The sequence below is a fragment of the Salinilacustrithrix flava genome (assembly GCF_041228405.1).
Classification (GTDB): Bacteria; Actinomycetota; Acidimicrobiia; order Acidimicrobiales; family Salinilacustritrichaceae; genus Salinilacustrithrix; species Salinilacustrithrix flava.
Map to the genome: position 1 here is coordinate 3,346,773 of NZ_CP133888.1, position 23,477 is coordinate 3,370,249.

Annotated in this window: 21 protein-coding genes and 1 tRNA gene; 18 read left to right on the top strand and 4 right to left on the bottom strand. The window is 71.1% G+C overall.

Annotated features, from left to right (window positions below; genetic code table 11):
• From aroA to RGQ06_RS16430, 4 genes are read left to right on the top strand one after another with little or no spacing between them, the layout of a single operon-like run.
• Positions 1–1,317 carry a 3-phosphoshikimate 1-carboxyvinyltransferase gene (gene aroA, locus RGQ06_RS16415; RefSeq protein ID WP_432429395.1) on the top strand — a complete coding sequence of 439 codons (1,317 nt, stop codon included), beginning with the start codon at positions 1–3 and terminating at the stop codon, positions 1,315–1,317.
• A 9-nt stretch (positions 1,318–1,326) separates the two neighbouring features.
• On the top strand, positions 1,327–1,977 hold the full coding sequence (cmk, locus tag RGQ06_RS16420) for a (d)CMP kinase (RefSeq protein WP_432429394.1): 651 nt from the start codon (positions 1,327–1,329) through the stop codon (positions 1,975–1,977).
• Complete coding sequence (locus RGQ06_RS16425; protein ID WP_432429393.1) at positions 1,970–2,689, top strand: lysophospholipid acyltransferase family protein; 720 nt, start codon at positions 1,970–1,972, stop codon at positions 2,687–2,689. The genes cmk and RGQ06_RS16425 overlap by 8 nt, the downstream gene beginning before the upstream one ends.
• A gap of 9 nt (positions 2,690–2,698) precedes the next feature.
• On the top strand, positions 2,699–3,226 hold the full coding sequence (locus tag RGQ06_RS16430; protein WP_432429392.1) for a ubiquinol-cytochrome c reductase iron-sulfur subunit: 528 nt from the start codon (positions 2,699–2,701) through the stop codon (positions 3,224–3,226).
• A gap of 46 nt (positions 3,227–3,272) precedes the next feature.
• Here the strand turns inward: RGQ06_RS16430 and ispH are convergent, their stop codons facing one another.
• From ispH to RGQ06_RS16445, 3 genes are all read right to left on the bottom strand, one after another.
• A complete protein-coding gene (gene ispH, locus RGQ06_RS16435) occupies positions 3,273–4,313 on the bottom strand; it encodes a 4-hydroxy-3-methylbut-2-enyl diphosphate reductase (RefSeq protein ID WP_432429391.1) in 1,041 nt (346 codons plus the stop codon).
• Positions 4,314–4,343: 30 nt separating this feature from the next.
• Positions 4,344–5,078, bottom strand: a complete 735-nt coding sequence (locus RGQ06_RS16440; RefSeq protein ID WP_432429390.1) for a hypothetical protein — start codon at positions 5,076–5,078, stop codon at positions 4,344–4,346.
• A gap of 261 nt (positions 5,079–5,339) precedes the next feature.
• Entirely contained in the window at positions 5,340–6,509 is a 1,170-nt protein-coding gene (locus RGQ06_RS16445; protein WP_432429389.1) for a GNAT family N-acetyltransferase, read from the bottom strand.
• Between the two features lie 75 nt (positions 6,510–6,584).
• On the opposite strand from RGQ06_RS16445, the gene RGQ06_RS16450 reads away from it, so the two are divergent.
• Genes RGQ06_RS16450 through RGQ06_RS16465 form a run of 4 tightly spaced genes read left to right on the top strand, consistent with a single transcriptional unit; the run spans position 6,585 to position 12,173 of the window.
• Positions 6,585–8,225, top strand: a complete 1,641-nt coding sequence (locus RGQ06_RS16450; protein ID WP_432429388.1) for a DUF4214 domain-containing protein — start codon at positions 6,585–6,587, stop codon at positions 8,223–8,225.
• 58 nt (positions 8,226–8,283) lie between these two features.
• On the top strand, positions 8,284–9,753 hold the full coding sequence (locus RGQ06_RS16455; protein WP_432429387.1) for a DUF512 domain-containing protein: 1,470 nt from the start codon (positions 8,284–8,286) through the stop codon (positions 9,751–9,753).
• Between the two features lie 12 nt (positions 9,754–9,765).
• Positions 9,766–11,070, top strand: a complete 1,305-nt coding sequence (der, locus tag RGQ06_RS16460) for a ribosome biogenesis GTPase Der (protein WP_432429386.1) — start codon at positions 9,766–9,768, stop codon at positions 11,068–11,070.
• A gap of 23 nt (positions 11,071–11,093) precedes the next feature.
• Positions 11,094–12,173, top strand: a complete 1,080-nt coding sequence (locus RGQ06_RS16465; protein WP_432429385.1) for a PP2C family protein-serine/threonine phosphatase — start codon at positions 11,094–11,096, stop codon at positions 12,171–12,173.
• A 62-nt stretch (positions 12,174–12,235) separates the two neighbouring features.
• Here the strand turns inward: RGQ06_RS16465 and RGQ06_RS16470 are convergent, their stop codons facing one another.
• Positions 12,236–13,162, bottom strand: a complete 927-nt coding sequence (locus RGQ06_RS16470; RefSeq protein WP_432429384.1) for a LysR substrate-binding domain-containing protein — start codon at positions 13,160–13,162, stop codon at positions 12,236–12,238.
• 115 nt (positions 13,163–13,277) lie between these two features.
• Here RGQ06_RS16470 and RGQ06_RS16475 point away from each other — a divergent pair, with 115 nt between their 5' ends.
• The 10 genes from RGQ06_RS16475 (at position 13,278) to mobF (ending at position 22,143) form a co-directional block, all read left to right on the top strand.
• Positions 13,278–14,816 carry an acyl-CoA carboxylase subunit beta gene (locus tag RGQ06_RS16475; protein ID WP_432429383.1) on the top strand — a complete coding sequence of 513 codons (1,539 nt, stop codon included), beginning with the start codon at positions 13,278–13,280 and terminating at the stop codon, positions 14,814–14,816.
• Positions 14,817–14,825: 9 nt separating this feature from the next.
• Positions 14,826–15,704: a hydroxymethylglutaryl-CoA lyase gene (locus RGQ06_RS16480; RefSeq protein WP_432429382.1), complete on the top strand. Its 879-nt coding sequence runs from the start codon at positions 14,826–14,828 to the stop codon at positions 15,702–15,704.
• 3 nt (positions 15,705–15,707) lie between these two features.
• The gene (locus RGQ06_RS16485) at positions 15,708–15,911 is read left to right on the top strand and encodes a hypothetical protein (RefSeq protein ID WP_432429381.1); all 204 of its coding nucleotides are present in this window, start codon (positions 15,708–15,710) and stop codon (positions 15,909–15,911) included.
• 55 nt (positions 15,912–15,966) lie between these two features.
• Positions 15,967–16,041, top strand: a tRNA-Pro gene (locus RGQ06_RS16490).
• Positions 16,042–16,148: 107 nt separating this feature from the next.
• Complete coding sequence (locus RGQ06_RS16495; protein WP_432429380.1) at positions 16,149–17,285, top strand: tyrosine-type recombinase/integrase; 1,137 nt, start codon at positions 16,149–16,151, stop codon at positions 17,283–17,285.
• Positions 17,286–17,323: 38 nt separating this feature from the next.
• Entirely contained in the window at positions 17,324–17,581 is a 258-nt protein-coding gene (locus RGQ06_RS16500; RefSeq protein ID WP_432429379.1) for a toxin HicA, read from the top strand.
• On the top strand, positions 17,578–17,907 hold the full coding sequence (locus RGQ06_RS16505) for a type II toxin-antitoxin system HicB family antitoxin (RefSeq protein WP_432429378.1): 330 nt from the start codon (positions 17,578–17,580) through the stop codon (positions 17,905–17,907). The genes RGQ06_RS16500 and RGQ06_RS16505 overlap by 4 nt, the downstream gene beginning before the upstream one ends.
• Positions 17,908–18,204: 297 nt before the next feature.
• The gene (locus RGQ06_RS16510) at positions 18,205–18,390 is read left to right on the top strand and encodes a helix-turn-helix domain-containing protein (RefSeq protein WP_432429377.1); all 186 of its coding nucleotides are present in this window, start codon (positions 18,205–18,207) and stop codon (positions 18,388–18,390) included.
• On the top strand, positions 18,390–18,818 hold the full coding sequence (locus RGQ06_RS16515) for a hypothetical protein (protein WP_432429376.1): 429 nt from the start codon (positions 18,390–18,392) through the stop codon (positions 18,816–18,818). Before RGQ06_RS16510 ends, RGQ06_RS16515 begins: the two co-directional genes overlap by 1 nt.
• Positions 18,819–18,954: 136 nt before the next feature.
• Positions 18,955–22,143 (top strand): MobF family relaxase, encoded by a 3,189-nt coding sequence (gene mobF / locus RGQ06_RS16520; protein WP_432429375.1) that lies wholly within the window; start codon positions 18,955–18,957, stop codon positions 22,141–22,143.
• Positions 22,144–23,477: the final 1,334 nt, after the last annotated feature.

A 23,477-nucleotide genomic window follows, 5' to 3' on the forward strand; every position in this document is an offset into this window, starting at 1 on the left:
GTGCAGGACCCCCTCCCGATCGTCCCCGTCGACGCCCCCATCGACGCCACAGTCGTCCTCCCCGGCTCCAAGAGCATCACCAACCGGGCGCTGGTGTGCGCGGCGCTGGCCGAGGGTCCGTCCAGGCTGACCGGCGCCCTGGAGGCCGACGACACCCAGGCGATGACCGACAACCTCGGCCGACTCGGCGTCGGTGTCACCGTCGGGGGCGACGGGACCATCGCCGTGGAGCCGCCGTCGGCCTCCGACCGGGAGCGCCGGCGCAGCCGGCCCGGGCCGGTCGAGGTGATCGACGCCCGGCAGAGCGGCACCACCTCGCGCTTCCTGCTCCCCCTGCTGGCGCTGGACGGCGCCGAGCGGGTGCTCGACGGCGACGTGCAGCTGCGGGACCGCCCCATGGGCCCCACCTTCGACGCGCTGCGGGCCCTCGGGGCGTCGGTCCGTGACGACGAGCGCGCCGGTCACCTGCCGGTGCGCGTGCGGGGGCCGCTCACCTCCGGCGCAGTGGAGCTGTCCGGCGACGTGTCCAGCCAGTTCCTGTCCGGGTTGCTGCTCGCCGGGCCCGCGGTGCCGGGCGGGATCGCCATCCGCCTCACGACCGAGCTGATCTCCCGCCCGTACGTCGAGATGACCGCAGCCGTCATGTCCGCCTTCGGCGCCCGGGTCACCGCGGCGGGGGACACCTGGACCGTGGACGGCACCGGCTACCGGGGCACCGCCTACGCGATCGAGCCCGATGCCTCGGCGGCGTCCTACGCGTGGGCCGCCGCCCTCGTCACCGGCGGCCGGGTCACCGTGCCGGGTCTGCACCGGGGGTCGCTGCAGGGCGACGTGGCCTTCGTCGACGTGCTCGAGCAGATGGGCGCCGCCGTGACCTGGCACGACGACGCCGTCACGGTGGCGGCCGGACCCGGCCTCCACGGGGTGGACGTGGACATGGCCCACATCTCCGACACCGTGCCCACCCTCGCTGCGCTGGCCGCCCTCGCCGACAGCCCCACGAACATCCGGGGGGTCGGCTTCATCCGGGACAAGGAGTCCGACCGCATCGCGGGCCCGGTCGCCGAGCTGGTGCGCTGCGGGATCGACGCCGTCGCCACCGACGACGGCATGGTCATCCGACCCGGCCCGATCCACGCCGCCACGTTCGAGACCTACCGGGACCACCGCATGGCCATGGCCTTCGGGCTGCTCGGCCTCGCGATCCCGGGCATGGCGGTCCGGGACCCGGGCTGCGTGGCCAAGACCTTCCCCGGCTACTGGGACCTGCTCGACGACCTCCGAGCGGGCACCGTCGGCCCGTCCCGGCAGCGGTAGCGTCGCCGCATGTCCAACGACGGCCTCCGCGTCATCGCCATCGACGGCCCGGCCGGCTCCGGCAAGTCGACCGTGGCCCGGCTCCTGGCCGAGCGCCTCGGGCTCGAGTACCTCGACACCGGGGCCATGTACCGGGCCGTCACCTTCGCGGCGCTGCGCCGCAACCTGGACCCCGCCGACGCCGAGCCCGTCGCCGCGCTCGCCGCCAAGGTCGATCTGGCCGTGACGCTGGAGGGCGTCGTGGTGGACGGCGTCGACGCCACCATCGAGATCCGCGGGCCCGAGGTCACGCGGGCCGTCAGCACGGTCGCCGCCAACCCAGGTGTCCGGGCAGAGATGGTGTCCCGGCAGCGGGAGTGGGCCCGTCGCCGGGGCGGCGGCGTGCTCGAGGGCCGCGACATCGGCTCGGTGGTCTTCCCCGACGCCGCCCTCAAGGTGTACCTGGACGCCCGTCCCGAGGTGCGGGCGGCGCGGCGGTCCAAGGAGGTCTCCGACCTGGACTACGAGACCGTGGCCGCCGACATCGCCCGCCGGGACGCACTCGACCAGGGCCGCGACGCATCGCCGCTCACCCGTGCCGGTGACGCCGTCGAGGTCGACACGAGCGACCTGACCGTCGACGAGATCGTCGACCTGCTGGCCGAGCAGATCGATGGCTGACCAGCCCGTCCCCGCCGCCGACCCCCGCGGCAACCCCGTCGAGGAGCAGGGGCCGCCGACCAAGGCCCAGCTGCGCTTCTACCGCGCCGTCACCGCGGTCATCGTGGGCTTCTGCCGCCTGTTCTGGCGCATGGAGGTCCACGGCCTCGACAAGGTGCCCGACGGGCCCTTCGTGCTGTCCGCGGTCCATCGGTCCAACGTGGACTCCCTGCTCGTCGCCGCCGTCACCCGTCGCCGGATGCGCTTCATGGGCAAGCACACCATGTGGAAGTACGACCTCCCCGGTCGCTTCTTCGACGCCATGGGCGGCATCCCGGTGCGCCGCGGCTCCGCGGACCGCGAGGCGATGCGCTCGGCGGTCACGGCCCTCGGCTACGGCGAGCCGGTCGTGATGTTCCCGGAGGGCCAGCGTCGCACCGGACCGATCGTGGAGGACCTGTTCGAGGGTCCGGCGTTCGTCGCGGGCCGGACCGGCGTGCCGATCGTTCCCGTCGGGATCGGCGGCTCCGAAGCGGCGATGCCGCCCGGGGCGAAGTGGATCAAGCCGGTGAAGGTCGTGCTGGTGATCGGCGACCCGATCCCCGCACCGGCCGGTGAGGACGGCAAGCGTCCGTCGCGCCGGCAGGTCCGGGAGACGACCGAGCTGCTCCAGACCCGGATCCAGGCCCTCTTCGACGACGCCCAGCGCCGCGTCGGGCGCTTGGACCGCTAGGAGGCCACGGTGGATCGACGACGCTTCCTGCAGGTGAGTGCGGTCACCATCGCTGGTGCCGGTCTGAGCGCGTGCGGCGACGACGGCGGTGGCCCCGACATCGCCGAGGAGGGCCAGCAGCTGGGCACCCCCGAGGAGGTCGCCACCGCGATCGAGGAGGGCGGGGGCGTCTGGTACGTCGCCGAGGCCCAGACCTACGTCGTGCCGGTGCCCGAGGAGCACCGGGAGGCCCTCGCCGCTGCGGTCCCCGACGCGATCCGGCCCGGGGTCGAAGGGGGCCTGCTCGCGCTGTGGCAGAAGTGCCCGCACCAGGGCTGCCGGGTGCCGTGGTGCGAGTCGTCGGGGTGGTTCGAGTGCCCGTGCCATGCCTCCCGGTTCAGCCCGTTCGGGGAGCTGCGCCGGGGCCCGGCCCGGCGTGGGATGAGCTTCCTGCCGATCGCCTTGAAGCCCGACGCGGTGCGGCTCCTGCCGGGCCCGGTGGACGGGATCGAGGAGGACATCACCGAGGTCGACGCCGACGGCGCCCACTGCGTCTAGCGAGATCCTGGCGACGCGCCCGGCCGCCCTTTGTGTCGCGACGGTCTTACGGGCTGACGACCAGGGCGCCGAGGACCTCGCTGGCCTTGGTCTCCCGGTCGACCACGGTGGGGCGATCGGTCAAGGTGCCGCCGACCAGCAAGGTGGCGACCACGTCGAGGGCCTCGAGCATCTCGCGCAGGTTCCGGGGCGGGGGGAAGTACTCCTCCTCGTCGGTGATGCGGATCTCCTCGATGCCGTTCGCGGGGTCGAGCTTGTCGATCACCCAGCACACCAGCTCCTCGGGCGCGCTGGCCCCAGCGGTGACGCCGACGACACCGGACAGGTCGTCGGGGACCTCCTCGGGCGTGTTGACGCGGTGGACGCGCTCGCAGCCCATGTCCCGGGCGAGCGACTCGAGCGCCCGGGTGTTGGACGAGTTCGCCGAACCGATGACGATGATCGCGTCGCAGCGCTCGGCCAGGGCGGTGAGCGCCGCCTGGCGGTTGGTCGTGGCGAAGCACAGGTCGCTGCGGCCGGGGGTCCACACGTCGGGGAAGCGCTCTCGCGTGCGGTCGAGCACGCCCTCCCAGTCCCGGTGGGACAGCGTGGTCTGGGCCAGCAGGGCGACGGGCTGGTCGAAGCGGGGGAGGGCGTCGACCTCGTCGGTGGACTCCACCCGGTGGATGGCGTCGGGGGCGACGGCCATGGTGCCGACCGCCTCCTCGTGGCCCTCGTGGCCGACGTAGACGATCTGGTAGCCCTTCCCGGCTCGCACCTTGACCTCGTGGTGCACCTTGGTGACGAGGGGGCAGACCGCGTCGACGACGTAACCGCCGCTGGCCTGCGCGGCGGCGACGACCTCGGGGGCCGAGCCGTGGGCCGAGAGCATCAGCGGGCGGCCGGGCGGGACCTCGTCGATGTCGTCGACGAAGACGACGCCGAGGTCCCGGAAGCGCTGCACCACCAGCTGGTTGTGGACGATCTCGTGGTAGCAGTACACGGGCGGCTCGAACGCCCGGACCATCCAGGCCAGGGCCTTGATCGCCATCTCCACGCCGGCGCAGAAGCCACGGGGTGCAGCGAGGAGGACCTGGTCGACGGGCACGGCTCCCACGCTAGCGACGGCTGCGCAGGCTCAGGACACGTACTCGTTGACCCAGTCCGGCAGCTCGGCAGGACCGCCGGGCCAGCCGGGGAGCACCGAGCCGACCTTGAACCCGTCGTGGGCGGCCGCGCAGGCCCAGTCGTCCCAGCCGAGCAGGCCGGCGTTGCGGTTGTGGATGAACAGCCGGGCGGCGGCGTCGATGTTCAGCCGGGCGTCCTTGACGTTGGCGTAGCCGCCGTCGATCCACTTGTCGGCCGTGGCCCGGATGAACTGGAAGACGCCGGCCGCCGAGTAGCGGTTGCCGTTCGGGTGCGCCGTGTCGAGGTACCGGCCGTCGAACACCACCGCGTCGGCCTCGAACAGGGACTCGCACTCGGCGACGACGAGTGCCTCAGCGGTCCACTTGTCCACGTGGGCCTCGTCCACGCCGGCCTCGGTGAGGCGGCACTCGAAGATGGCGGCGACCGTCGTCGGCACGTCCGCGTCGGCCGGCCCGGCGTCGATGCAGCCCCGGTCGGCCTTGGCCTCGAGGTCCCGGGGGGTGGGGTCCTCGGTCTCGATCGCCTCGTCCCGGTAGATCACCCGGAGGAGGGTGGCGAGGGCAGCGTCGAAGCGGGAGTCCGGGTCGGTGACGCCGACGTCGGTGATCGGATCGGTCTGCGCGGCAGCCGGGGCGGCGGCCAGCACCGTGACGGCGGTGGTCGCAGCCAGGGCGCTGCCGAGCAGCAGGCGCGCGCGACGGCGCAGGGAAGAGCTCGAGGGCATTCGAGGACGCTCCGGGGGGATGGCCCACTCGGGGGCAGGGAGGAGGAACGGAGGTGGTCGTGCGCTGCGGATCGCAGCGGGCGCTCCTTGGCGCTGGACACAGTCAAGCGCACCCGTCAGCGCCTTCCGCGTCATCTGATCGCAAAGTGACGATGGACCCATGCGGCCTTGGCCAACCTGCGTCAGCGGGCGTGCGAGCGCCCTCCTGGGGCCGTCCCGAGGGTCCAAGGTCCCGGGTCGGCCACTCGGATGCGCAAGGGGTCAGAAGAACAGCGGGATGGAGGGGTTCGAGACGCAGGCCGCCGCCAGCAGGTCGAGGTCGGTGGGGGATGCCTCGATCAGGCGGCAAGCAGCCCGGAGACCGGCCACGTCGCAGCCGGCGTACAGCATCGCCAGGTCCTGGATGGTCACCCGGATCCGCCCGGAACCTCCCCGCAGCAGGGCCGCCTCGCCGCCGCCCAGCTCCAGCACGTGCGCGCCGGCGTTGCCGGTGCAGGCATCGTCGGTGATGTCGAGCTCCACCGAGCCCGCCACGCTCGTCGGCCACCCGCGCGCGGCGACGGCCCCGGGGGCGTCCACCAGCCGCAGCATCCAGGGCCAGTCGGACGCGGTGCTGGTCAGCTGGAGCTGGGGGATGTGGGGGCCGAGCAGCGAGAGCGGCAGGGCGGCGACGACGTGGCGCGCGGTGGTCCCGTGACCGGCCAGCAGCCCGAGCGCGGCGCCCACCGCCTCGACATCCAGACCAGCCAGCACCTCGACCTCGAGGTCGTAGAAGTCGTCGGCCTTGGCGTAGCGGTACTGGACGGCCGCCACGTCGGCCCCGGCCCTCGACCCCACGTACGTGTACCGGTTGACCGAGGTGTCCGCCGCCTGGCGGTGGTTGCGGAACGCCCACCACTGGGGGTCGACCCGGAACCAGCCGTCGAGGCGCCCGGCCAGGTCGTCGTGGAGCGACGCGAGGACCTCGCTCGACCCGTCCACCTCCCGCCACTCGAGGGCGTCCCCGCCGGCATCGATGGCCGCCACCGGGATCCGCGTGCGCCGGTAGAGGCCGACGACCTCGTAGCCGGCCCGCCGGTAGAGCGACGCGGTGGTCGGGTACAGCGCGCTGACGACGTGGCCCTGCTCGTGCATGCGGCGCAGCGCCTCGGCCAGCATCCGCTGCGCGGCCCCCCGACCCCTCGCCTGGGGGCTCACGACGACGCCCGACACGCCCCCGCACGGGACGCGCCGGCCGCCCCAGGTCATGGCGAAGTCGAAGGTGAGGACCGAGCCGACCATCTGGTCACCCAGGTAGGCGCACACGAACTTGTCCGGGTCGGACACCGGCGCGGACGGGTCGAAACGGTCCGTGCCGCCGAACGCCTGGCGCATGAGGGCGTGGTGCCGCTCCCGGTCCCCGGATCGGATCGACTCGATCGTGAGCTCCATGGGCGCGGAACCTACGCGCGGCGGGTGCGCCGGGTCGGGCGAGTTCACCGGCGGCCATCGGTACGATCCGGCGCCATGGCCCGGACCACGGCATCCCTGGTCGTCCGCCCGCTCCTCGCCGTGCTGCTCCTCGTCGGCAGCGTCGCCACCGGTGCCGGCCGAGCGGCGGCGACGTCCTGCGTCGAGCCCTTCAGCCCCGACCTGCACGCGGCCATCGCCCGGGACTTCCCCGGCCAGCGCGTCACCGCTGCCGTGCACGACGTGCGCACCGGCTGCTGGTACCACCTGGCGCCCGGCACGGTGATGACCACGGCGTCGGTCATCAAGGCCCAGTTCCTCGCCGGCGTCCTGCTCCGAGCGCAGGACGAGGGGCGTGGCCTGACCCCCTGGGAGCGGGCCCGGGTCGAGCCGATGATCGCTCGCTCCCACAACCCGCCCGCCAGCGACCTCTACGTCTCCCTCGGCGGCGACGCCGGCCAGGAGCGGCTCGACCAGCGCTTCGGCCTGCCCCGCACCACCAGCACCTCCCGCTGGGGCCTCACGACGTCCACGGCGGAGGACCGCACCCGATTGGCGACGGCGCTGCTGCACGGCGGTGGACCGCTGGCTGCCCCGTATCGGGAGGAGGCGTGGCGGACCATGACGTCGGTGCACCCGACCCAGCAGTGGGGGATCAGCGCCGGCGTCCCGTCGGGGTGGACCGTCGCCCTCAAGAACGGCTTCTACCCGACGTCCGGGACGGCTCGGTGGCGCATCGGGTCCACCGGGTTCGTCCGCCACGACGCCACCGGGTCCGGCTACGCGATCACCGTCATGACCGACCAGAACCCCGATCACGTCACCGGGCAGCGCCTGGTCGAGCTCGTCAGCCGCTCCGTGGCCAGCGCCCTGACCGCGGGGGAGCCCGCCCCCCGAGCGGTGGACCGCTCCGTCTGCGTGACCACGGCGGCGGGGGAGTCGTGGGCGGGGGTGGCCGCACGGCTCGGCACCGGCGACGCCGGGGGCGTCCGGTCGGTCTCGGGTGGGCCGGATCAGCCGCTGTCGGGCATGCGCGCCTGCCGCCCGGACCTCCGGGTGGTCTTCGATCCGGACGGGCCGACCGCCGACCACGTCCGCGCCACGTTCGCCCTGTTCCTCGGGCGCTCGCCGTCGGGCACCGAGCTGGAGGAGCACACCGTGGCCATCGAGAGCGGTGCGATCGGCCGCCTCGAGCACGCCCGGTCGCTGGCGATCTCGCTCGAGTGGGTGGGCCGCACCGTCGATGCGCTGTACCGCAGCGCGCTGGGCCGAGCAGCCGACGACGACGGACTGCGCTACTGGCGGGATCAGGTCGCCGCCGGGCTGGCGATCACCCACGTGGGCGCGCTGCTCTACGCCTCCGACGAGCTCTACGCCGATGCGGGTGCCACCGCCGACGGGTTCCTGCACCGGCTCTATCGGGACCTGCTGCACCGGGAGCCCGACGACGGCGGGCTGGCGCACTGGACCGCCCAGCTCCAGGCCGGCGTGGAGCGCGACACCGTGGCCGCCGCCTTCTTCGGCTCGATCGAGTCCCGTCGCGACCGAGTCGCCGCCACCTACCGGGCGGTGTTGGGCCGCCCCCCGGACCCGGCGGGCCTCGCGCACTGGGCCGACGAGCTGCGCCGGGTCGACGACGTCGCCCTCGCCGCCCACCTGGCGGCCAGCGACGAGTTCTTCCGCTCGGCGCAGCGTTGATGGGACCGTCGGCCGCCGACCTGGGGTTTCGCGCCGCTCCGGCGGTAGCCTGTCGCCGGTGAGCCTGCCCCGCGTCATCGCGGTCGCGCCCGGATCACCCGCAGCCCGAGCGGGTCTCGTCGAAGGAGACGAGATCCTCTCCCTCGACGGGGTCCAGCCGCGCGACGTCATCGAGTGGCACCTCCTGGTCGACGAGCCGGAGGTGGTCCTCGACGTGCGCCGCGGCGGGCTCGAGCGCCAGGTCACCGTCACCAAGCGCTCCGGGGAGCCGCTGGGTGCCGACGTCGACGCGGCGATCTTCGACGAGGTGCAGACCTGCGACAACCACTGCGAGTTCTGCTTCATCTACCAGCTGCCCCCGGGCATGCGCCGCAGCCTGTACCTGAAGGACGACGACTACCGCCTGTCCTTCCTGTACGGGAACTTCACGACCCTCACCCGCTTCACCGAGATCGACCTCGAGCGGGTGGTCAGCGAGGGGCTCAGCCCGCTGTACGTGAGCATCCACGCCACCGACCCCGAGGTCCGGGCCGACCTGCTCCGCAACCGCCGGGGCGCCACCAGCCTGCGCTGGCTGCGGGCCCTGCTCGACCACGACGTGACCGTGCACGGCCAGATCGTGGTGTGTCCGGGCGTGAACGACGGGGCGGTCCTGGCCGACACCCTCGCCGGCGTGCTCGACGAGTACCCCGAGCTGGCCAGCCTCGCCGTGGTGCCCCTCGGCATCAGCGACCACTCCGACGAGTCCCGGATGCGGCCCCACTCCCTGGCCGAGGCCGAGACCGTCGTCGACATCGTCGAGGACTGGCAGGACGTCTACCGCACCGTGCTCGGTCACCGCCTCGTCTACGCCGCCGACGAGTACTACCTGCTCGCCCGGCGCCCGTTCCCCGCGGCCGAGGCCTACGAGGGCTTCGCCATGCACGAGGACGGCATCGGCATGGCCCGCACGTTCGAGGCCGAGTTCCACGGCGCAGCCGACGACGTCACCCGACCCCAGGCCGGCTTCTTCGCCTGGGTCGACGGCGCCCCGGCCGAGGGCTACCGCGCCCCCCGCACGACCGGCACGACCTGCGGTACGAGCGCGCCGATCGGTCCCGACGTTCCACTCGGTGGGACGAGCGAACCGATCGGCCCCGGAGTCCCGGTGCAGCTCGGGCGGCGGCGTCCCGCTCCCGACGCCCCGATCGGCGTCCTCACCGCCCCCTACGGGGCCCAGGTCCTCGCCCCGCTGCTCGCCGGCGTCGAGCGCGACGACGTGCGCATCGTCGAGGTCCCCAACCGCTTCTTCGGCGGCAACATCGGCGTCACCGGCCTGATGGTCGGCGAGGACGTCGCCCGCGTCCTGGCCGAGCAACCCGCCGGTCACCGCTACCTGCTGCCCGACGTGTGCCTGTCCCAGGACCGCTTCCTGGACGGCACCACCGTCGCCGATCTGCCCCGGCCGGTCGAGGTCGTCCCCACCGACGGGGCTGCGCTGCGCGCCGCCCTCGGCCTCCCCCTCCCGGCGTCCCCGACGCCCGCCTGAATCGAGAGCTCCATGTCCTCCCCCCTCCGCGTGGCCATCGTCGGCCGCCCCAACGTGGGCAAGTCCACGCTCGTGAACCGACTCGCCGGCCGTCGCACCGCCATCGTCGAGGAGCGCGCCGGCGTCACCCGCGACGCCAAGGCCGTCGAGGTCGAGTGGGCCGGGCGCACCTTCGAGGTCGTCGACACCGGCGGCTGGATGCCCGGCGGCTCCGCGCTCGACGAGAAGGTCTCCCGGGTCTCGGAGCGGACCATGGACGAGGCCGACGTCGTGATCTTCCTGGTCGACGGCACCGTCGGCGTCACCGAGGAGGACGCGAAGGCGGCCGAGCTGCTGCGCCGCAAGAGCAAGCCGGTGCGCCTCATCGTCAACAAGATCGACGATCCCAAGCGCGAGCACCTCATCTGGGACTTCATGGAGCTCGGCCTGGGCGAGCCGAGCCCGATGAGCGCGCTGCACGGCAACGGCGCCGCCGACCTCCTCGACGACCTGGTGGCCATGCTGCCGCCGGAGGACGAGGAGGAGGAGCCCGAGTCCGCGGCCGACGGCGGCGAGATCGCCGTGTCCATCGTCGGACGCCCCAACGTGGGCAAGTCCACGCTGTTCAACCGCCTCACCGGCGCCGAGCACTCCATCGTCCACGACATGCCCGGCACGACCCGGGACACGATCGACACCGTGGTCGAGACCTCCGAGGGCGCCATCCGCTTCGTCGACACCGCCGGCATGCGTCGTCGGTCCAAGGTCGACGACGGCACCGAGTACTACTCGGTGGTGCGGGCCCTGCAGGCCATCGACAAGGCCGACATCGCCATCCTCGTCATCGACTCGGCGGAGGGCGTGACCGCCCAGGACCAGCGCCTGGCCGAGCGGGTCGACCTCGCCGGCTGCCCGGTCATCGTCCTGCTCAACAAGTGGGAGGTGGCCTCGGCCGACGACCGGGAGCGGGTGACGTACCAGATCGCCGACAAGCTGCACTTCATCGGCGACTCGCCCGTGCTGCAGGTCTCCGCGCTCACCGGCAAGGGCGTCCACCGCCTGTACCCGGCGCTGGGTTCGGCGATCCGGGCCTACGAGACCCGAATCCCCACCCGCCAGGTCAACGACGTCATCCGTCGTGCCCAGCAGGCCCAACCGGCCCCGCACGGCGCCCGCGTCCTCTACGCGCTGCAGGGTGCGGCGCACCCGCCGACGTTCACGATCTTCGCCAACCGCGAGCTGCCCAAGACCTACGTGCGCTACCTCGAGCGCAGCCTCCAGGAGGCCTTCGACCTCGGGGCCACCCCGCTCAAGCTCCGTGTGCGCAAGCGCGACTGAGCAGCGCGTAGGCTCGACGATCCATGGAGCAACCGATCCTGGCGGTGGTCGCACTCCTGTGCGCCGTTGCCGCCGTGGTGTGGGGCCGTTCCGCGCTGCGGTTCCAGCAGAGCTGGCACCGCATCCAGAGCGAGTACGGCGACACCTCTGACCAAGCCATCCTGGCCGGTGCCGCGTTCCGCAAGGAGCTCCACGCTGCGCTCCTCTACGGCCTGCTCGCCGCTGCGTCGCTGGTGGTGGGCATCGCCGGGACGACCGAGGCCGCCGCGCTCTACGCCCTGGTCACGATCCCGGTTGCCATGTCGCTGTACTACAACCGGGACTTCCGCAGGGTCGCCCGCATCGCCGAGGACCGCAACGAGCTCGAGCGCAAGGCCCAGGAGGTCCTGACCCAGGACGAGCTGGCGCCCCGCAAGTGGGCGGCCCGCCTCGCCCCCGAGGAGCTGCCCGACTTCGCCGGCTTCGAGCTCGGCCGGGTCTACGAGCCGGGCACCGGCATGATGGCCGGCGACTTCTACGACGTGTTCCGGGTGTCGCCCAACCGCATCGCCGCCGTCATCGGCGACGTCACCGGGCACGGCATCGAGGCCTCCATCACCGCCTTCCAGGCCAAGTACCTGCTGCGCGTGTTCCTGCGCCAGTACCGGGACCCGGCCCAGGCGATGGAGGAGCTGAACGCCCAGATGTCGGCGCTCGAGCGGGTCGAGGAGTTCATCTCCCTGCTCGTCGTGGTGTTCGACACCGACTCGGGCACGCTCCGGGTCTGCTCGGCCGGCCACCCCGCCGGCTGGCTCTGGCACGCCAAGGAGGTCCGCCCGCTGCGGGCCACCGGCCCGCTGCTGATGCTGGACCCGGCGTCGCACTACCACTCCCGCGAGATCGACCTGGAGTCCGGCGACCTCGTGCTGCTCTACACCGACGGTCTGGCCGAGGCCCGCGCCGGCGACCAGTTCTTCGGGGAGGAGCGCATCGCCAACACGCTGCGCCGCGACCCTGGCGTGCCGCCCGACGTGCTGTGCAAGAGCCTCCTCGAGGCAGCCAAGGACTTCGCCACCGAGCCGGTCACCGACGACACCGCCATCCTCGCCATCCGCCGGAGCTGACCCCTCCCCGTTCTGGCGGTGCTGCGGTTGCGGCTCCCCGTTCTGGCAGTGCTGGTGTTGCGTCAGGTCGTGGGGCAGGCCGCCTGCAGCGCCGGGGCGATGGCGTCCCCGAAGGCGGCGTACATGGCGGCGAGCGGGGAGCGGTCGCGCCACGACAGCACCACGGTGCGCGACGGCCGCGGGTCGCGCAGGGGACGGGTGACGAGGCCGGAGCCGGGGCGAGCCTCGACCTCGAGCGCGCTGGCCGGCAGGAGCGTGACGCCGCCGCCAGCCGACACCATCTGGCAGAGGGTGGTGAGGCTGGTTCCCTGGATCGCGCCGTCGGTGCTGGCGCCGGCGGTGGCGCACACGTCCATGGCCTGGTCCCGGAGGCAGTGGCCGTCCTCGAGGAGCAGCACCGGCAGGCCGGCGAGCACGCCGGAGGGGAGCGAGCCCTCGCCGGCGTAGGGGTGGTCCTCGCCGAGCGCGAGGTGGAACTCGTCGACCGCGACGGGGACCGACGACAGCGAGTCGCTCGGGACTGGCGCGGCGAGCAGCCCGAGGTCCAGCTCGCCGAGCTCGATGCGGCGCACCAGGTCGTCGGTGCGCTCCTCGGTGAGGACGGGTTCGGCCCGCGGGTGGCGCCGGCGGAGCTCTCGCACGAGGGTGGGCAGCAGGTAGGGCGCCATGGTGGGGATGATCCCGATCCGGACCGGTCCGACCAGCTCGCCCTGGAGGTCCACGGCGGCATCGGCCACGTCGTCGACGGCCCGGATGGCCCTGCGGGCGGCGTCGATGACCGCCACGGCGTGGTCCGGCACGGACACCCCACCGCGACCCCGCTCGAACAGCGAGAGGCCGAGGCGCTGCTCCACCTCCCGCACCTGCGTGGACAGGGCCGGCTGGCTGACCCCGCAGACGTCGGCCGCGGCGCTGAAGCTGAGGTGGTCGGCGACCGCGACGACGTACTCGAGCTGGCGCACGGTCGGGCGCTGCCGGGAGGTGGGCATAGGGAGAGGCTATCGACAGCACGCGACGGATCACCTGCGTGTCGATCGCCTCCTCGAACCGGCAGTCGTGGCGTCGCACTTCGCGCCTGCCGCCCGGACCGGGCAAGATCGTGGGGTGACGGCGCCCCACGATCCGCTCGAGCACCTGCGGGCAGCGACCTCCCGGGCGCTGGCCGGGAACCTCGAGACCCAGGCCGGGAAGCTGGAGAAGCAGGGCAAGCTCTTCGTCCGCGACCGCCTCGACCTGCTGCTGGACGCCGGCTCCTTCGTGGAGGACGCGCTGCTGGCCAACAACCAGGGCGAGGACCTGCCGGCGGACGGCGTCGTCACCGGCACCGGCACCATCGAGGGCCGCCGGGTGTGCGTGGTGGCCAACGACCCCACGGTGAAGGCCGGGTCCTGGGGGGCCCGCACCGTCGAGAAGATGGTGCGCACCAGCGAGTACGCCCTGGCCCACGACCTGCCCATCTTCTGGCTGGTCGACTCCGCCGGCGCCCGCATCACCGACCAGGTGCAGCTCTTCCCCGGGCGGCGCGGCGCCGGTCGGATCTTCGCCAACCAGATCCGCCTGTCCGGTCGGGTGCCCCAGATCTGCTGCCTCTTCGGGCCCTCCGCGGCGGGCGGCGCCTACATCCCGAGCTTCTGCGACGTGGTCTTCATGGTGGAGGGCAACGCCTCCATGTACCTGGGCTCGCCGCGCATGGCCGAGAAGGTCATCGGCGAGCACACCACGCTCGAGGAGATGGGCGGGGCCCGGATGCACGCCAGCGTGTCCGGTTGCGGCGACGCCCTGGCCCACGACGACGAGGACGCCCTCGACCAGGCCCGGGCGTGGTTCTCGTACTTCCCCCAGACCTGGCGTGACGAACCGCCTCGCTACGAGCCGGCGCCGCCCTCGCACGAGCTCGCCGACGACGTCGTGCCGGTCGACGAGGCCGTGGCCTTCGACATGCACGCCTTCATCGACGGTCTCGTCGATGCCGAGTCCTTCTTCGAGTACAAGCCGCTCTTCGCCAAGGAGCTCATCTGCGGCCTCGGCCGGATCGACGGGCGTCCGGTCGGGGTCGTCGCCAACAACCCGGCCCACCTCGGCGGGGTGCTGTTCGTCGACTCCGCCGACAAGGCGTCCCGCTTCGTGTGGCTGTGCGACGCCTTCAACATCCCGCTGCTGTTCCTCGCCGACGTGCCGGGGTTCATGATCGGCACCCAGGTGGAGCGCCAGGGGATCATCCGCCACGGCGCCAAGATGGTCACCGCCATCACCGAGGCGACGGTGCCCAAGCTGTGCGTCGTCGTGCGCAAGGCCTACGGCGCCGGCCTCTACGCCATGTGCGGCCCGGCCTTCGACCCCGAGGCCACCATCGCCCTGCCCACCGCCAAGATCGCCGTCATGGGGCCCGACGCCGCGGTCAACGCGGTGTTCGCCAACAAGATCGCCGCCATCGAGGACGAGGCCGAGCAGGAGGCCTTCGTTGCCGAGCAGATCGAGATCTACGAGGCCGACGTGGACCTGCTCCGCCTGGCATCGGAGCTGGTCATCGACGCCATCGTCCCGCCCAGCGCCCTGCGCGACGAGGTCGTGCACCGCTTCGCCGCCGCCGGCACCCGCCGGCGCGAGTTCTCCGACCGCCGCCACGGCGTGCCCCCGGTGTAGGAGCGACCCGTGTCCTGGGACCTGCCCGACGCCATCTCCATCCGCGACGTGGGCCCGCGCGACGGGCTCCAGCCCGAGCAGCCTGTGCGGGTCGCCGACCGCGTGGCGCTCATCACCGCCCTGGTCGATGCGGGGGTCAATGACATCGAAGCGGCCGCCTTCGTCTCCCCGCGAGCGGTGCCGGCGATGGCCGGAGCCGCCGACCTGTTCCGTGCCCTCGAGCGCGACGAGCACGCCCGCTACTGGGCGCTCGTCCCGAACGTGAAGGGCGCCGAGCTGGCGGTCGAGGCCGGCGTCGATGGGCTCACCGTCACCGTGTCGGCCTCCGAGGCGTACTCGCAGCGCAACGTGAAGATGAGCGTCGAGGAGTCCGTGGCCCAGATCGGGCCGATCGCCGAGACCGCCGGCAGCCGCCCCGTCGACGTCGTCATCTCCTGCGCCTTCGGCTCGCCCTACGACGAGGACATCGGCGCCTTCGACGTGGCCGCCATCGTGGACTCGGCCCAGGACGCGGGCGCCACCGCCATCACCCTGGCCGACACGACCGGCGTGGCGACCCCGGACCGCATCGCCGACGTGGTGGCCACCACGGGCATCGACGTGCGCCTGCACCTGCACGACACCCGGGGCACGGCCCTGGTCAACGCCTTCGCCGCCATGACGCTCGGCATCGCCGCCTTCGACACCGCCGTCGGCGGGCTCGGCGGGTCGCCCTTCGCCGAAGGAGCCGGCGGGAACCTGGCCACCGAGGACCTCGTGCACCTGTGCGACGGGCTCGGCATCGACACCGGCATCGACCTCGACCGGATGATCCGCACCGCCGGCACCGTGTCCGCGCTCATCGGCCGCCCGGTCCCGTCGCGGATCACGGCCACGCTCGGGCGGTAGCCGGTGCCGTTCTGCGAGGCGTGCGACCGCTTCTACAACCCCAACACGCTCGACCAGGGAGGTGACTGCCCGGAGGGCCACCACGTCGCTGACCCGACCGAGGCCGAGCCGCTGCCTCCGGTGCCCTGGCACTTCAAGCTCATGCTGGCCCTGCTGCTGGCCTACCTGGGCTGGCGCTTCGTGCAGTTCCTGACGGTCGTGATCTGAGCCACGGGCGGATTGGCAGATCGGCAGCAGCAGGGGAGTAGATTCGACCGTCCCACGGGCTGTGGCGCAGCTTGGTTAGCGCGCTTGACTGGGGGTCAAGAGGTCGGGAGTTCGAATCTCCCCAGCCCGACGCAAGAAAGTCCAGGTCAGAGCCGGTTTCTTCGGAAACCGGCTCTCCTCGTTTTCGGCCTCGAACCCTCGATGTATGCAGAATGTATGTCGTAGGATCTCTGATGTATGGAATGGGTGCCACACGACGAGCCCACGGTGCAGCGGCAGCGGGGGAAGTGGACGGTGCGCCAGGGCGGCTATGACCCGTCGACCGGCCGGCGCAAGGTCCGCCAGCTCGGCACGTTCGACACCAAGCGGGCCGCCACCGAGCTGGCCAAGTCGGTGGCCGCCGGGCGGGCCGGCTCAGCCGACGAGACCGTCGAGGCCTTCGTCGTCGACGTGTGGCTGCGCTCGAAGGAGGGAAGGGTCGAGCAGTCGACACTCGACCAGTACCGCTGGGCCGTCGAGCGCCACATCGTCCCGCTCATCGGCGCCGTTCGGCTGCGCGACCTGACACCCGAGATCCTCGACGACTGGATCGTCGACCTGAACGGCGCGCTGGAAGGGGAGAAGCCCCGACTCGGCGCCACGTCGACCCGCCTCGTGCGCAAGGTGCTGTCGATGGCGCTCGAAGAGGCCGTGCAGCGAGGACGCCTCGGTCGCAACCCGGTCGCGCTCACCCAGCCCCCGAGGGCGAAGCGGGCGACGACCCGCAAGAGCTGGACCGTCGACGAGGCGAAGACGTTCCTCGCCGCCAACCGCGAGCACCGGCTCTACGCCCTGTTCCACCTCGGCCTCGTGACCGGGCTGCGGCGGGGCGAGCTGCTCGGCCTGCGGTGGAGCGACCTCGATCTCGACCACGGCACCGTCGAGGTCGCCCAGCAGCTCGCCGTCGTGCGGGGCCGGCCGGTGATGAAGGACCTCAAGACGGAGTCGAGCGACCGCATCCTGGCCATCGGCGAGCGCGCCGTCGAGGTCCTCGAAGAGCACCGGACCCGCCAGGCGGCCGAGCACGTCGTCCTCGGCCTCGACACCAGCGCCGTCGAGTTGGTCTTCACCAGCGAGGTTGGCGGCTGGATCGACCCCAACAACGTCGGCCGGATCATGGAGCGGCTGGCCAAAGATGCCGGCGTGCCCCGCCTCACGCCCAAGGGCCTGCGCCACACCGCCCAGTCCATCGGCCGGGTGGTCGTCGGCGACGACAAGATCATGCAGGAGCGCCTCGGCCACGCCGACATCGGGATCACGCTGAACACCTACACCCACACGGTCTCCGAGCAGCACCGGCGCGCCGGCGACCTCATCGACGGAGTGTTCGAGTAGCTGTTGCCGACTGGTACCAATAGCGGTACCATCCTGCTGTGGCCAAGATCGACAAGCTCGTGGCCGCCATGCGGAACTCACAGACCAACGTGAGGTACACGGATCTTGAGACCGTGTGCCAGCACTACTTCGGTGCTGCTCGTCAGAGCGGCACCTCCCATGCCGTGTTCAAGACACCGTGGCCCGGCGATCCCCGGGTGAACATCCAACGGGCCAAGGGCGGCAAGGCCAAGCCGTACCAGGTGACGCAGGTCCTGAAGGCCATCGACAAGCTGAGCAAGGAGGAGACCAAGTGACCGAGACGACGCACTACGCCTACCGGGTTCGGTGGTCGGCCGAAGACGGCGAGTTCGTCGCCACCGTCGCCGAGTTCCCTTCGCTGTCGTGGCTGGACGAGGACCAGACCGAGGCACTCCGTGGACTCGTGGCCCTCGTTGCCGACGTGGTCGAGGACATGCGGGCCTCGGGCGAACCCGTGCCCGAGCCGATCTCGGAGCGGACGTTCTCTGGCAAGTTCAACGTCCGTGTGCCCGAGTCCCTCCACCGCAAGCTCGTCCTCGAGGCGGCCGAGCAGCGGGTGAGCCTGAACCGGTTGGTCAGCGACCGGCTCGCCCACACCTGACCCAAGTAATCCCTTTCGACGGCGCGACGCTCGTGCGTCTCGCTCCGGGCGAGCTGAGCTCCGTCGCGAGATCCTTGGCGGTCGACGGGCATAGGGGAGTCGCGTGGGCGCCTTCGTCGACGCCGTCGTGAGCTGACAGGGCAGAAGGTCGATTCGCGCTGATCGTCCGTCGGCGTCCGCCACCGTGGGCGAAGCTTGCAATCGCGTGACACCCGCGATCGCCGCGCGATGTTTTGGCCCCTGAAAAAGCCTAGTGGGGTGAAGGGAGCGGACTGGCCGCTCCCGAGAGGAGCCCCCATGTCCAGCGACCGCCTCACGTACACGGTGGACGAAGCCGCCGACCTCCTCGGCATCTCGAGGAGCCTCGCCTACGAGCTCGTCCGCCTCGGCGAGCTCCCATGTATCCGTCTCGGGCGTCGGATCCTGATCCCACGCCAAGCCGTCCACGACCTGGTGGAGGAGCCGCTCGGAGCTCAGCGGTGATGCCGGTCCTCCTCCACATCGACGCCAGGGCGTTCGAAGTGGTGGCCAGGGTCGGACCGACTGCCTGGCTCGTGCTCGAGCACCTCGCCCTCTGCTCGCAGGTCGACGGCGACGACCTCGTCTCCCGGGAGACCGCTCGCTCGGTTGCCGCTGCCGTGTCGGTGAGCAAGGACACGGCGGCTGGCGCGCTCCGACGGCTCGGAGACGCCGGACTCGTCCGAAGGCGGGCGCAGGATCGCACCGAAGGCCGGTTCGGCGCAGCTGGCTACGTGCTCAAGCTGCCCGCAGGTCTCGCCAGAACGCCACCTCGCAACGACACGCCGCCGGCAGTCCCGCCTCGACGACCAGCGCCGGACCGACGCACTCGACCGTCGCCAACCACCGACCAGCTGACGCTCCTCGTCGACGCCCAGGAGCCACAGCCATGAGCGCCACCACCCCCGTCCCGATCGAGCGTCCCCCGGCCCGGAACCGCTGGCTCTCCTCACCCGCCAAGAGAACACACGAACTTGCATCCTCGGATGCGTCAGTCGGTCGTGAACCGGATCGTGAACGCGATCGTGAATGTCTGGCGGGGTGGTCGTCGTGCTGAGCATCGGCAAGCTGGCCAACCCGGAGTACGTCCTGAAGGGGATCGCCCAGAGTCCCGAGGAGTACTACCTCGGACACGGTGAGGCGACCGGCGTCTGGCTCGGATCCGGACGTTCGGAGTTCGACCTTGACGGCGAGGTGCACGCCGATGCGCTGCGCTCGATCATCGCCGGCGAAGACCCGGCGACCGGGACACGGCTCGCGGCCAAGAACCGGAGAATCGCGGGCTACGACCTGTGCTTCCGAGCGCCGAAGTCCGTGTCCCTGCTCTTCGGTCTCGGTGATCCGGAGCTGAGCCGGGTTGTGCGGGACTGCCACGACGAGGCCGTCGAGGCAGGGCTCGCCTTCATGGAACGCTCCGCCGGTTGGACCCGCCGGGGCAAGGACGGCGTTCGCCCCGAGAGGAACGGGAAGTTCATCTCGGCGGCGTTCCGGCACCGCACCTCGCGGGAAGGTGACCCACATCTGCACACCCATGTCGTGACGGCCAACATGGTCCACAACAGCACCGGAGGCTGGACGACCCTCGACGGCCGGGTCCTCTACCGCCAGTCCAAGGCCGGCGGGTCCATCTACGAAGCCGAGCTGCGCCGACTCCTCACGAAGCGGCTCGGGATCGAGTGGGGACCGGTGTCCGACGGCATCGCCGATGTCGCCGCCATGCCTCCCGAGGTGCTGCGGCACTTCTCGAAGCGGCGCGCCCAGATCCAGGCCCAGCTCGACGAGCTCGGCTACTCCTCACCCAAGGCCGCCGAGATCGCCGCGCTCGACACCCGCAAGCCCAAGGACCTCGGCACCAGCCCGGTCGGGCTACGCGACCGCTGGGTCGACGAGGCCCGGTCCATCGGCTACGAGCCCGATCAGTTCCCCGACCTGTTCGACCGAGGCGCGCCGACCATCCTCACCGCAGCCGACATCGAAGCCGTGCACCGCAAGCTCGAGAGTTCCCACGGGCTTACCGCCGAGGCGTCCACCTTCAGCCGCTGCTCGGTCATCATCGAATGGACCAACCACCTCCCCCAAGGACTCCCACCGGCCGAGGTCGAAGCGCTGGCGGATGAGTTCCTGGCCAGGGCCGAGGTGGTGTCCGTGTCGGGTCCATCGGACACGGGAGACCTGGCCACGGCGGGCATCGCCAAGGCTGGGATCTACTCCACCCGAGAGCTGGTCGCCCTCGAGCAGCGGATGATGGACGACGCCGTGTCCCGTATCCACGACACCGTCGGCGTCGTCGACGAAGCCGACCTCGCGGGCGCGCTGGCCGCGCGGCCGACGATCAGCACCGAACAGGCCCGGTTGGTCGCCACGCTCACCACGTCCGGTGCCGGCGTCGACGTCGTCAACGCACCGGCCGGCACCGGTAAGACGTTCTGCCTCGATGCCGCTCGTGACGCCTGGGAAGCCGCCGGGCACACGGTGATCGGCTGCGCCCTCGCCGCCCGAGCGGCCGCACAGCTGGAATCGTCGGCCGGCATCCCGTCGTCGACGATCGCTCGCTTGCTCATCGACCTCGACTCCCACCGGGAGCACGGAGGCCTACCCGAGCGCGCCGTGGTCGTGATCGACGAAGCCGCAATGGTCGACTCTCGCACGATGATCCGACTCCTCGACCACGCCCACGCCGCCCGGGCCAAGGTCGTGCTCGTCGGCGACCACAAGCAACTCGAGGAGATCGGCCCCGGCGGCGCGTTTCGCGGGTTCACCAATCGGCTCGACACCCTGCACCTGAGCGAGAACCACCGCCAACGCGAGGCATGGGAGAAGGCCGCCCTCAAGGAACTGCGTGACGGTGACGTCGATGTCGCACTCGCCGCCTACCAAGAGCACGGCCGAGTCGTCACCGCGCCCACCGCCTCCGACGTCCGCCAACAGATCGTCGCCGACTGGTGGGCCGCCACCGTGGCCGGCGAACAGGCCGTGATGATCGCCGCCCGCTGGGTCGACGTCGAAGCGCTCAACGCCATCGCCCGCGCCCGCGCCCGCATGACCATCGACGAACGACTCACCGGCCCCGAGGTCACGACCGCCGACGGCGAGCGCACCTTCCAGGCGGGCGACCGGATCCTCGCGCTCCGCAACGACAAGCGTCGCGGGCTCACCAACGGCGGCGTCGGCACAGTCACTGCCGTCGACGCCGACGACCGAACGGTGACTGTGCAGCTCGACACGGGAGCGCGCAGCGAGGTGCCGGCCAAGTATCTCGACGCCGGCCACCTCGCCCATGGCTACGCCACCACCGCCCACAAAGCCCAGGGACTCACCTGCGACCGAGCGCTGCTCCTCGGCAACGACGCCCTCTACCGAGAGCTCGGCTACGTCGGCCTCTCACGGGGCCGGCTCGGCAACCACCTCTACGTCGTCGGCCGAGACCGAGACGAGACCCCCGAGCACACCAGCCCTCACCTCGAACCCGACGCCCTCGAGGTCGTCACCGACGCACTCCGCCGATCGAGAGGACAACAGCTCGCCATCGACCTCGCTGGCAACACGGCCGGTCGGGGAGAGCCGGATCTGGGTGACCTGCTCCGAGAGCGGCGCTCGCTGCGCGTGCTGCTCGCTTCCGGTCCACCCGACCCGAGTACGGAGCTCGCCGCGCTCAAGCGCCAACGCTCCGACACGGCAGCGCTCCTCGTTCGATCGGAGGAGCAACTCGCGGCGCTCGGCCCACGAGGACTGCGGGAACGACTCGGGCGCGCCAATCCCGATCGCGTGGTCCTCGAGACCACCGTCGAGCGGCACCGCTCCGGACTCGCACGACTCGACGAAGCCATTGACCGTCTCGAGGACCAGGCCGACACCCACCGGCTGTTCACCGACCGCCATCGAGCCCAGATCGATCGGCTCACCGAGTTCGAGCAGCGCGCCGACGCCCTGCTCGCCCGACATCTCGGGCGCATCGGCCGGAACCCACCACCGCACCTCGTGCACGCCCTCGGTTCGATCCCTGACGACCGAGTCCGGGCCTCGGCGTGGTGGCAGTCGGCCGAGGCAATCGAGACCTACCGCCTCGAGGTCGGCTACGAGGGTGACGATCTCCTGGGCCCCGAGCCAGAGGACGCTCGGCTGGCCGAGCGACACTCGATCACGGCGATGACAGTCCGCATGAACGACGTGATCCTGCGAGACCCACCGGCCCGGTCACGCGGGCTCTCCCTGGCGTAGTCGCGTAGCCTTCTCGACATTCGGGGATGGTCAGCGCGGCCGTCACGCAACGGCACTTGGCGGGCCGTGCCCAGGCGACATGACCGGACCGTTCGGTGGCAGGTCAAGCTTGAAGCGAACCTGGGCGTCCGCCGGTCTCGGAGCCAGCCTGGCTCAGTCGCGATGCGTGCGTTCCCAGGAGGTCGACCGCGGTATCGACATCGTGCACGAGGTACCGGAACGACCGGCCTAGGCCGGTGGAAGCCAGCATCGTCGACAGAAACTTGGGCACGCGCTCCGTCGAAGTGTTGACAAGGTTGACGTGCTGGTCACTCGATGGTATTTTCGGTGGGTAGATTGGGTCGTTTTGCTCGATTTTGGCACATCGTCCGACCGTAATTCAGCTGGGGGCATAGTAGTAATGCGAACGACGTTAAGCAGGCGGCAGCGCTTGGTCGGAGCGGGAGCTGCTGCAGGCTTCTCGGTGATCGGGCGGGCATCTCCTGCGATTGCCGGAGATATGTGCCAGGCAGAGGCGACCTATTTTAATGATGTCCTCTACATGCACGGATATGGGTCGAGTTGGCCATACGGCTACCTTACAGTTCGCTTTGAGGCGTACAGGAGCGGCGACAACTATCCGTTCTGGGCCGATCAATACGAGTACCTGGACACGTCGTTCAACAAGCATCAGCAGCTTTGGTGTTCAGGCCCGCCGTTCATCTTTCGTGTCCAGTGCTGGGGTCCGTACAGTACCTACGATTCTGACAGCGATCTCGCTTGGTAGGGTTCGTGACAAGGTCACGGTGTTCGCGATCAGTGAGGAGAATTCATGAATGGCGGTAAGAGCGTCCCCGCCCAGGAGCGTGCAGATGGCTCCTTTTGGGCAGAACGCAATGGCGAGTGGCGTCAACTTGAACCCGAAGGAACATACTCAAGCCTGAGGTTTGGGCTCTCCTCCCGCGTCGTCCTCGCCATCGCAAAGGAGGAAGACGATGCTGCCATTGACGACTCGGTGTCGACGGGGATAGCAGAGTCGAAAGACCGCGGAATTGAAGACGAATGGCTCACCGAGACAAGAGATCTGATGGGCTCACTGGCTGACAAGGGCCGGATCGATCGAAATAGCCGCGCGTTCCGGCGTGCATCTGCTGCACTGGATGAGAGTAGCTCTCGCTAAGATCGGCTGTCGCAACGGCCAATTCATCTACCGACATCACAATTGCACCCGTAGCCTCGGACACCTCGGTGACGGCCCCGACTGGTGCCATGGCGGTTGACACACCCGAGTAGCACGCCCGAGGTGAGGACCATGTGGCCGTTGAATGGGTGCTGAAGAGGTCTTTGTAGGTGCT

Coding starts and splice junctions, on each gene's coding strand:
- cmk (WP_432429394.1), top strand. CDS start 1,327: ATGTCCAACGACGGCCTCCGCGTCATCGCCATCGACGGCCCGGCCGGC.
- RGQ06_RS16425 (WP_432429393.1), top strand. CDS start 1,970: ATGGCTGACCAGCCCGTCCCCGCCGCCGACCCCCGCGGCAACCCCGTC.
- RGQ06_RS16440 (WP_432429390.1), bottom strand. CDS start 5,078: ATGCCCTCGAGCTCTTCCCTGCGCCGTCGCGCGCGCCTGCTGCTCGGC.
- RGQ06_RS16445 (WP_432429389.1), bottom strand. CDS start 6,509: ATGGAGCTCACGATCGAGTCGATCCGATCCGGGGACCGGGAGCGGCAC.
- RGQ06_RS16450 (WP_432429388.1), top strand. CDS start 6,585: ATGGCCCGGACCACGGCATCCCTGGTCGTCCGCCCGCTCCTCGCCGTG.
- der (WP_432429386.1), top strand. CDS start 9,766: ATGTCCTCCCCCCTCCGCGTGGCCATCGTCGGCCGCCCCAACGTGGGC.
- RGQ06_RS16465 (WP_432429385.1), top strand. CDS start 11,094: ATGGAGCAACCGATCCTGGCGGTGGTCGCACTCCTGTGCGCCGTTGCC.
- RGQ06_RS16470 (WP_432429384.1), bottom strand. CDS start 13,162: ATGCCCACCTCCCGGCAGCGCCCGACCGTGCGCCAGCTCGAGTACGTC.
- RGQ06_RS16495 (WP_432429380.1), top strand. CDS start 16,149: ATGGAATGGGTGCCACACGACGAGCCCACGGTGCAGCGGCAGCGGGGG.
- RGQ06_RS16510 (WP_432429377.1), top strand. CDS start 18,205: ATGTCCAGCGACCGCCTCACGTACACGGTGGACGAAGCCGCCGACCTC.
- RGQ06_RS16515 (WP_432429376.1), top strand. CDS start 18,390: ATGCCGGTCCTCCTCCACATCGACGCCAGGGCGTTCGAAGTGGTGGCC.
- mobF (WP_432429375.1), top strand. CDS start 18,955: ATGTCTGGCGGGGTGGTCGTCGTGCTGAGCATCGGCAAGCTGGCCAAC.